Source organism: Caballeronia mineralivorans PML1(12), assembly GCF_001028175.1.
GTDB classification, from domain to species: Bacteria; Pseudomonadota; Gammaproteobacteria; order Burkholderiales; family Burkholderiaceae; genus Caballeronia; species Caballeronia mineralivorans.
The window spans coordinates 1-3,851 of the sequence record NZ_AEJF01000244.1 but is presented as its reverse complement, the minus strand read 5'-3'; the positions used below and the strand labels follow the sequence as shown (position 1 = coordinate 3,851).

Sequence of the window (3,851 nt, the reverse complement as noted above, 5' to 3'; positions counted from 1 at the left end):
GCCGCTGCGCTCGCTCGGCGCCGCCCAGCGCGACGCGCTCGCGGCCGGATTGCAAGCCGAAGGGCTGCTGTAGAGCGGACTCCAGCGGACTCAAACACCAGACTTCAGCAAGGAGAAGGCAATGACAGAACGAACGGCTGCAAATCCCTGTGGCTTTTCCGTGCAATACGGCAAGTACATCGGCATAGGTGCGAACGGCAATCTATGGGTGGACGGCTGCGACGTGCAAGCGCTTGCACAGACGCATGGCGCACCGCTCTACATCATTTCGGAAAACGAACTACGTGACCGGTATCGCGCCTTTCGCGACGGCTTTCTCGCCCACTATCCGCAAGTTGAAATCCTGTTCGCCAACAAATCGAACAACGGTCTCGCCATCCGCCATATCCTCAATCAGGAAGGGGCGGGCGGCGACTGCTTCGGCGTGAACGAGATGTATATCGCGTTGCTGGCGGGCACCGATCCGCAGAAGCTCGTGCTGAACGGTTCCAACAAGCAGGACGAAGAACTCGAGATGGCGATCGCCAACGGCATCTGCGTGAATATCGATGCGATGGACGAACTTGATCGCATCGACGCGATTTCAAACCGGCTCGGCAAGAAGGTCAGCATAGGCATCCGGCTGAAGCTCGACCTGCTGCCGCTGGCGGGACGCACGGGCGTTGCCATGCACGGCCCCGGCACGCTCAAGGAACAAAGCGATTCCACCAAGTGGGGCATGACGCGAGAGCAGACCGCCGAGATCGTGAAGCGCGCGCAGCAGATGCCGAACATCGAACTGAAGGAAACGCATTTCCACCTGAGCCGCATGTCGAACGATCCCGAGAACTTCGCGATCATGGCGCGCGAGATGATCACCTGGTCAGGCTTCCTGCGCGATGAGACCGGCTGGACACCGCCGTGCATCGATATTGGCGGCGGCTGGACCTTCGGGAAATGGTACGGCACCGGACCGCGTTCGCAGATCGATGACAACGCAGCACCCACGCCCGAGATCTATGGTCGTCTCTGCGCTGCGGCGATTCGCGAGGAAGCGCAGCGGCTGAACTTGCCGCTGCCGAAATTGCGGATCGAGCCGGGCCGCGCAATCTCGGGGCCTTCGGGTGTCGCCGTCGGCCGCGTAGGCGCGATCAAGCAAGGGTCGTCGAAGAAATGGGTGAACCTCGACTTGTCGACGAATCATCTTTCCTGGGCATCCGCCCTCGATTGGTACTACCACGCGGTAGCGGTGAAAGAGACGGCGCGTGACGCGACGGACCACGTGGATCTCGTCGGACCGCTGTGCAACTCCGATGAAATTGGCGCGGACCGCATGATGCCGCCGCTTGCGCGTGGCGATTTCGTCGCGTTCCTGGACGCCGGCGGATACACGGAGTCGGGCGCTGCGCGCTACAACGCGCAATTGCTGCCGGCCACGGTGCTGGTCGCCGGCGACACCGCCGAGATCACCACGGTACGCGAGCAATGGCGCGATGTCGCTGGCCGCTTCAAGGTGCCGCCGCGATTGCTGGCGGCATCGTTCGCGAAGCCGGCCTGAAGACCCGTGCAAGACAAACCCCATTCGAGCCGGCACGCGGTATGCCGGCCTGCGGAGACATCATGAATCTAGGTATCAAAGGCCGTCGCGCGGTGATATGTGGCGGCAGCAAGGGGCTGGGACTGGCAGCGGCGCGTTCGCTCGCGCGGGAGGGCGTGGACCTGACACTGGTCGCGCGCTCACAGGAAACACTTCAAGCCGCTGCGCGCCAGCTCGCTGCCGAAACCGGCGTGAAAGTCGCGACCGTCAGCGCTGATCTGAGCACCGCGGAAGGACGCGCCGAGGTGCTCGAGCAGGCCGGGGTCGTGGACATCCTGGTTGCCAATCCCGGGATCCGCCAGGTCCCCGATAACTTCCGGACGATCACGCGTGAGGCGTGGGACGGCTGGATGGAAGCGCATTTCTTTTCGTCGCTCGAACTCATCCGCGCCGTCGTGCCAGGCATGAGCGAGCGCGGTTTTGGCCGTATCGTCAACATGTCGGTGAGCTTTATCAAGTTTCCGCAGGTCGGCTTCGGGCCCAGTCACGCGGCGCGGCTCGCGCTCGCCGGCGCGATTGCCGCCATGGCGCGCGAACTGATTCCTCACAACGTGGTGATCAACAGCGTGTGCCCCGGACTCTTCGAAACCGACGCGTTGATCACGAACCTGCACGGTCATGCGGCACGCGGCAACACAAGCTATGAAGCAATAGTCGCGGACCGGTTGAGCCACTGCCCGGCAGGACGCTTTGCGGACCCGTCCGAGTGCGGCGACCTGATCGCGTTCTTGTGCAGCGCCCAAAACGGCTTCATGACAGCGCAGAACATCGTCAACGACGGCGGTGTCTATCAAGGGCTCTTTTGATGACTCAAGCTAACGGGGAAGAGCGCGGTGTGGTCATGTTGTCGGGTGCATCCAGGGGTATCGGCGCAGCTATCGCGCAGCGTCTCTACAACGACGGGTACACGCTTTCGCTCGGTGTACGCGATCCCGCGAGCGTCGATCCGGCGCTCGCGGCGGACACGGCGCGCGTGCTGGTCGGGCACTACGATGCGTTCGACGCCGCGTCGCCTGCCGCGTGGGTCGCGGCGACACTGGCGCGCTTCGGTCGTATTGATGCGTTGATCAACAACGCCGGCATCCTGCTCGAAATAGTGCTTGAACAAGGCGACGAAAGCGCGCTCGACCAGATGTGGGAGGTCAACGTGAAGGGGCCGTTCCGTACGATTCGCGCCGCGATGCCCGCGCTGAGGATGGGCGGCCGCGGACGGGTGATCAACGTGGCCTCCACCGACGGCAAGCGGTATCGGCCGACGGATTCCATTGGCTACTCGATGACGAAGCACGCCGTGATGGCGCTCACGCACGCGGCGCGCTTCGACGGCTGGGAGAGTGGCGTGCGCGCGACCGCGCTGTGTCCCGGGGCGGTGGATACAGAACTGATCGCGCACTTTGCCAGCGCAAGTCCCGTGGCCGATCGGCTGCGCCCGGAAACTGTCGCGGATACGATCGCCTTCTTGTTGTCGCTGCCGAACAATGCGACCGTGGCCGAACTTGTCTTGAATACCCGGCTGGAGCCGTCGCTTTGAGCCGGATCATTTGTTTTATGCTTGCTGATGCACCCATTGATCGACCATGACCCAAACGATTCCTATCCAGTTCGACGGCGAGACGCTCCACGCCCGGGCCGGTGAAACACTGGCGGCGGCGCTCATCGCGCATGGTGTGCAGCAGTTCCGGACCACCGCCTCGGGTCAGCCGCGCGGCGTGTTCTGCGGAATGGGCGTGTGCCAGGATTGCCTCGTCGAAATAGACGGCGTCGCGAATCGCCGCGCATGCATGACGAAGATCGAGAAGCCGATTACCGTCCGGCGCGGCGCGCACGTGCGTCCACTGCCGCTGGTGACGGCGTCGGCTTCGGGCAGTTACGCCGGCTCGCCTGAACCTGAAATACGTGAACCGGCGTTGCTCGTGATCGGCGCCGGGCCGGGTGGATTGTCCGCCGCGCTCCTCGCACAACGGGCCGGCGTGCAGGTCACCGTGCTCGACGAACGCAGTCAGGCCGGCGGCCAGTACTACAAGCAGTTGGGGGTATCGGCGTCGGAACCAGGGGTCGCGCCTCCCGACGCGCAGCATCGCCGGGGCGCGGCGCTCATCGAATCCGCGCGCAAGGCGGGCGTGGAGATCATCCACGACGCGCTGGTCTGGGGCGCGTTCGAGCCAAAGGAGTTCATCGCGACGGTACGCGGACGGTCGATCCGCTTCCGGCCCGCAGCGTGCATTGTCGCGACAGGCGCCTACGAGCGCGGCTGGCAAGTACCGGGCTGGACGCT

Annotated in this window: 4 protein-coding genes; all 4 read left to right on the top strand. The window is 64.1% G+C overall.

Going from position 1 to position 3,851, the window contains the following annotated elements; all coding sequences use genetic code 11:
• Positions 1-121 precede the first annotated feature (121 nt).
• Complete coding sequence (locus tag EOS_RS39820) at positions 122-1,537, top strand: diaminopimelate decarboxylase family protein (protein ID WP_047897735.1); 1,416 nt, start codon at positions 122-124, stop codon at positions 1,535-1,537.
• A 62-nt stretch (positions 1,538-1,599) separates the two neighbouring features.
• The gene (locus tag EOS_RS39815) at positions 1,600-2,382 is read left to right on the top strand and encodes an SDR family oxidoreductase (protein WP_047897736.1); all 783 of its coding nucleotides are present in this window, start codon (positions 1,600-1,602) and stop codon (positions 2,380-2,382) included.
• Positions 2,382-3,107, top strand: a complete 726-nt coding sequence (locus tag EOS_RS39810; RefSeq protein ID WP_047897734.1) for an SDR family NAD(P)-dependent oxidoreductase — start codon at positions 2,382-2,384, stop codon at positions 3,105-3,107. The genes EOS_RS39815 and EOS_RS39810 overlap by 1 nt, the downstream gene beginning before the upstream one ends.
• Before the next feature lie 46 nt (positions 3,108-3,153).
• On the top strand, positions 3,154-3,851 hold a 698-nt coding region (locus tag EOS_RS46745; protein ID WP_047897733.1), incomplete at its 3' end, for a 2Fe-2S iron-sulfur cluster-binding protein.

Excerpts from the sequence above, each read along its gene's own strand:
- EOS_RS39820 (WP_047897735.1), top strand. The coding sequence starts at position 122 with ATGACAGAACGAACGGCTGCAAATCCCTGTGGCTTTTCCGTGCAATAC.
- EOS_RS39815 (WP_047897736.1), top strand. The coding sequence starts at position 1,600 with ATGAATCTAGGTATCAAAGGCCGTCGCGCGGTGATATGTGGCGGCAGC.
- EOS_RS39810 (WP_047897734.1), top strand. The coding sequence starts at position 2,382 with ATGACTCAAGCTAACGGGGAAGAGCGCGGTGTGGTCATGTTGTCGGGT.